Genomic DNA, 4,483 nt, shown 5'->3' on the forward strand with positions numbered 1-4,483 from the left:
GAACATAACCAGAATACTCATGATCTCGGAATCAGCAAGGGAGGCGGCCCTTTTCTTGATTTATTAGTTGATGATTCGAGGAGGTGTTTTTGTATCTCCAATTCAAAATCGATGCAGAAATCGCCAATGAAAACGAAAAATTCGGTAATTTTATCCTTAAGCATAGCGGGCGGTTTTTGACATTAATATATTGAACGTCAACACTTTAATATAGCCAAAAGCCCGAACTCACGTTAATTTAATCTTATAGAGGTGTCCATTTAAATTCAAATATTTATTCTATCAAAAACGTAAAGAATGGATGTTTTTAAAGGGCAACAAGTCATAGAATTTAGTAGAACCTTCCAAACGGAATTAGACTGCTAAAAATATTTGGCAAAACTCAAATGGAAGGATGGATTCACTTGCCGCAAATGTGGTCATCAGGGTAGTCAAATTAGGAAGGGTTACGCACTTGTAATAAGTGCAGCAATACTGAAAGTGCTGGAGCAGACCCGTTGTTCTATAAAGTCAAATCTGGTCTTGTAAAGGCTTTTTATCTCTATTTTGATATGAGTACAAGTACAAAAGGGCTCTCTGCCATGTATGTAGCCAAGCGTTATGCGATTAACCGTAAAACAGCAATGAGTTTCATGCATAAAGTATGTGAGACAATGAAATCGAACGAAAATCATCCGATGCAGGGAGAGGTTCATGTGGATGAGTTTGTAGTAAGGGGCCAAGAAGCCGGGCATACCGGAAGGAGCTATGGAGGCAAGAAAAAGAAGATAGTGTTCGCCATGGAGCTTACTGAGGCAGGAAAAGTAAGACGGTTTTATGCCTCAAGAATCAAGGATTTTTCAGCTAAATTTCTGCGGTCGATTTTTGAAAGCCATATAGACAAGGCCACCCGAGCGATTACAGATCAATGGAAAGGATACCGATCGATCAATAAGGATTACACCATCAAACAGCTTCCAAGTGAATTGGGCTTGAATGAACTTTAAAGCCATTCATACAATGATCCATCAAGTAAAATCATGGTTACGAACGACGTATTCTTGGGTAAGCAAAAGGCATATTGATCGTTACTTGGGTGAGTTTTCATACCGGATCAATCACTCTCAGAATAAAGATACAATCTTCAACAATTTGATTACCAGAAGGGTCAATAAGGATAAGAATCTATATTTCAAATATGAAATGATATAATCTGGGCACCTCTATAATCTTAATTATTAAGACCGTTGACATCACACAATCTACAGCCGGAAACACTAAAGCAGGAAGACACCTCTGTCCCAAGTAGATTAGCCCAATAATTATTTTACATTCCAAAAAGGCGCAATTTCACCAAAATTCTCCTGCGCCACTTGAATACCAATAGCCATAGCAAATTTTGGTATTTTGAGATCCACAAAACTATGATGGTGGTAGAGAGTGAAGAAAGCTGTCATGATTATTACAATGTCTACATTTTTTTTAATAGTGAATTTGCTTCTTAGCGGGAAGCATATGGCTAGGCTGTAGGAATATCAGAAAACACTAGATCAGAATATGCAAAGTAACCAGAAAAAAAAAGATCAAGCGACTGTTCGCTGAACACATTGCTATCATAATTTACCATCAAACGAAAGGCATTCTCTTCTTTTACAAAAGTAAGTTGAAGATCATATGGCACTAAATTCTCAATAGATTCTGATTTTTCTTGATTTATATACGAAACAATTTCTAGGTCGTTATCTTCAAAATCAGCTGGATTAACATAGAATCCTTGACCTGATTTATAATGTAAATCTACTTTCCAAAATTTCCCAAAAATAATATCACCTGCCTGCAAAAGACTGTATGCAGCTTCAGAATACGGGCAGGCTGTATACGTCAGCATTTCACTGTCTGAAACAATAACACTATCTACAATGTTGTCGAAAGAATTGACATTCTCGATTTTAGTTCTCATCAAAACTGTTTTAGCATAAAATCCAATTTGATTCTCAATATCCCAATGATCTCTTCTAAATATTTGAGTCCCTATGCAAATGTCCTTTTGTCCAGTTTCGCTGTTTAAATACCCTATTAAGATGCTATGAAGAATGTTAAAAACGGAAGTTGAACGATCAATTGCCTTTCTTTTGATATTTTCAAAAGCACTTGATTCTAGATAGTAATGCTTATTTCGTCCTATTTTCTTAGCAATGTCATACTTTACTCTTGGTTTTGCAAATGGAAGTACCAGTTCTGGCGGCAATCCATTATAGGCAGTTAGCCAATAATTCTTATGATTAGTATAGTTTTCACGAATTGATATTACAGCGTCCATTATATAATCTTTAAACTGACGTTTCAACGGCAATAGCGGTGGCACCTTCTTAGAGCTGATTGACTTATAGGCTACAAAAAAATCCCGAAGCAAAACACCAATCGACCAATCGTCCATGATTACGTGATGTACCCTGAACGACAGCACAAATTCGTCTTTTCTTAGTTGAGCAACCCTCGACAAAAAAAGAGGTCCTTTCTTAAGGTCAAAGCAATGATTTTCAAAGAATATAAAATCGTCCTTTCCCTCGTTAGAGAATGAGAAATCTTTAAAATCAGAATACTTAGGTAAATCACTCAGTGATAGCACTCTTAGTGTTGGTTCCCCATTGTAGACAATGAAGGAACTTCGTAAACTTTCATGTCTAATTAGTAAATATTTCAGTGATTCTTGGTAAACATCCTGATTGAAGTTACCCCGTAATAAGAAATTCATGGTGACGGCTCCATGACGCTTATCTTTTAATTTATAGTTTTCTTCTATTTCCCGATCAACCCAATACTTTTGATCAAATGTTATTTCACGGTAATCTGATTTTGAATAGTGCGTATGCTTTTGTTTCAGACAATAGTGAATTAGTGAATTCAGGCTCTGAATAATACCATCTGTTAATTCTCGAATAAACAATTCATGATATCGTTTTTTGGAATAATTGCAATGTATTGTCAATTGGCCCTCTGATAAACTCGAGGTTAATAGTATGCCATTTAGAAATTGGAATTCTTCACTGTTCACAACTGGTGGCCAAAGCTTGTTATGTGATTTCTTTTCCTTCGAAATTATAGAACCAAGTTGTTCGCGATGCTGGAAGATTAATTCAAAATTATTTATTTCCAATTCGTTGCGTACCTGATCCTGCGGATGTAGGTAGCGTAATACTCCGTAACCTATTCCGTAACCAGGACTAAACCGGAGCTGCTCCTTTATTGCAGTTATCATGTTTCCAGAATCACCAGTTTGCTTAGCCAGCAAAACAGGATACAGTGTTGATAGCCAGCCCACCAAGTCAGCTTGGTTAATATCAGGAAATAATGAACTATTTACGTGACCACCATGTAACATTCCAATGACTACCCTTTCAAAACCAAAGTTACGAATTATTACCTGATTTAAGGCGGCAAGTAGTATTTCTACCGTTTCAGTTTGATACGCACGATGAACTTGACTCAAGAGTTCATTAGTAAGTTGCATTGGAAATTCAGCTTTATAAAAACCTCCAATTGCACTACTTGGATCTATTTCGTAAACGTTCTGAGATAGAGATTGTGTGTATTTTACTATGTCTTTCCAGTGATTTTTCTGTGACAGAATTGTCTCCATGCTAGCCAGTGCCAGGACTCCTCTATACCATTTCTTATAAGCTCCCTTATTTGATCGTAACTCTATTTTTTTACGTTCCCGTAATTGATTTAAAGTTGATTCTAAATCTTCTTTCAATATTAACCATGATAAATCATCAATTGCGAGATGATGAACGATAAGGAAAAGATAATTATTCTGCAGACTACTGTGAGTTTTAATCACAATTGCTTTTATCAATTCGCCTGAGACTGGGCTCAATTGTGCACGGTATGTATTTGACAATATTTCACATTGCTCTGATAGATTGGGATTCGGTAGGTGAGTAAAATCTTCTTGTAATAGTTCGATTGAATGATCGACATATTTCTGAAACCACTTATTATTTTGCTTATAGTAACTAACATTTAGTGCATCATGACTCTTAATAACTTGATTTAAGGCAACAACGATCGAAGCCTGCTCAATTTTTTTATCAAGAGAGATTATAAGAGACTGGCTCATATTGCTTAATGCATCTCCTATTCTTGAAAAAAACCATTGCTGAATTGGTAATAATTCGAAAAAATCAGAATCTTCGATTGGAGATACTATATTCTCCGATTGCTCTTTGTCAATTTGTGCAGAAAGTAACAATATTGTCTGATATTGGTATAAATCCTTTGGCTTAAGATTAATCCCTGATCTTCTTGCATGACTTATCACTTGAATACTGATAATTGAATTCCCCCCCAATGCAAAAAAATTATCATTAACTCCGATCTTATTTATTCCTAATAGGTTTTGCCAAATCCCGCATAGAACGGACTCGGTCTCAGTACGGGCACCGACATAACTCTGCTGCGAACTGAAGTCCGCTTCCGGCAAGGAACGCTTGTCAAGCTT

2 protein-coding genes and 1 pseudogene are annotated in these 4,483 nt (G+C 36.3%); 1 reads left to right on the forward strand and 2 read right to left on the reverse strand.

Annotation, left to right across the window (positions count from 1 at the left end; genetic code table 11):
• Positions 1-297 precede the first annotated feature (297 nt).
• A pseudogene (locus J2X69_RS24585) lies at positions 298-1,191 on the forward strand (IS1595 family transposase).
• 110 nt (positions 1,192-1,301) lie between these two features.
• Here the strand turns inward: J2X69_RS24585 and J2X69_RS24590 are convergent.
• Both J2X69_RS24590 and J2X69_RS24595 read right to left on the reverse strand, forming a co-directional pair.
• A complete protein-coding gene (locus J2X69_RS24590) occupies positions 1,302-1,436 on the reverse strand; it encodes a hypothetical protein (RefSeq protein WP_310109483.1) in 135 nt (44 codons plus the stop codon).
• Between the two features lie 62 nt (positions 1,437-1,498).
• Positions 1,499-4,483 (reverse strand): condensation domain-containing protein (locus tag J2X69_RS24595; RefSeq protein ID WP_310109485.1); only part of this gene is annotated, 2,985 nt, incomplete at its 5' end.

Origin of the sequence: Algoriphagus sp. 4150, assembly GCF_031457395.1 — a bacterium.
GTDB lineage: Bacteria > Bacteroidota > Bacteroidia > Cytophagales > Cyclobacteriaceae > Algoriphagus.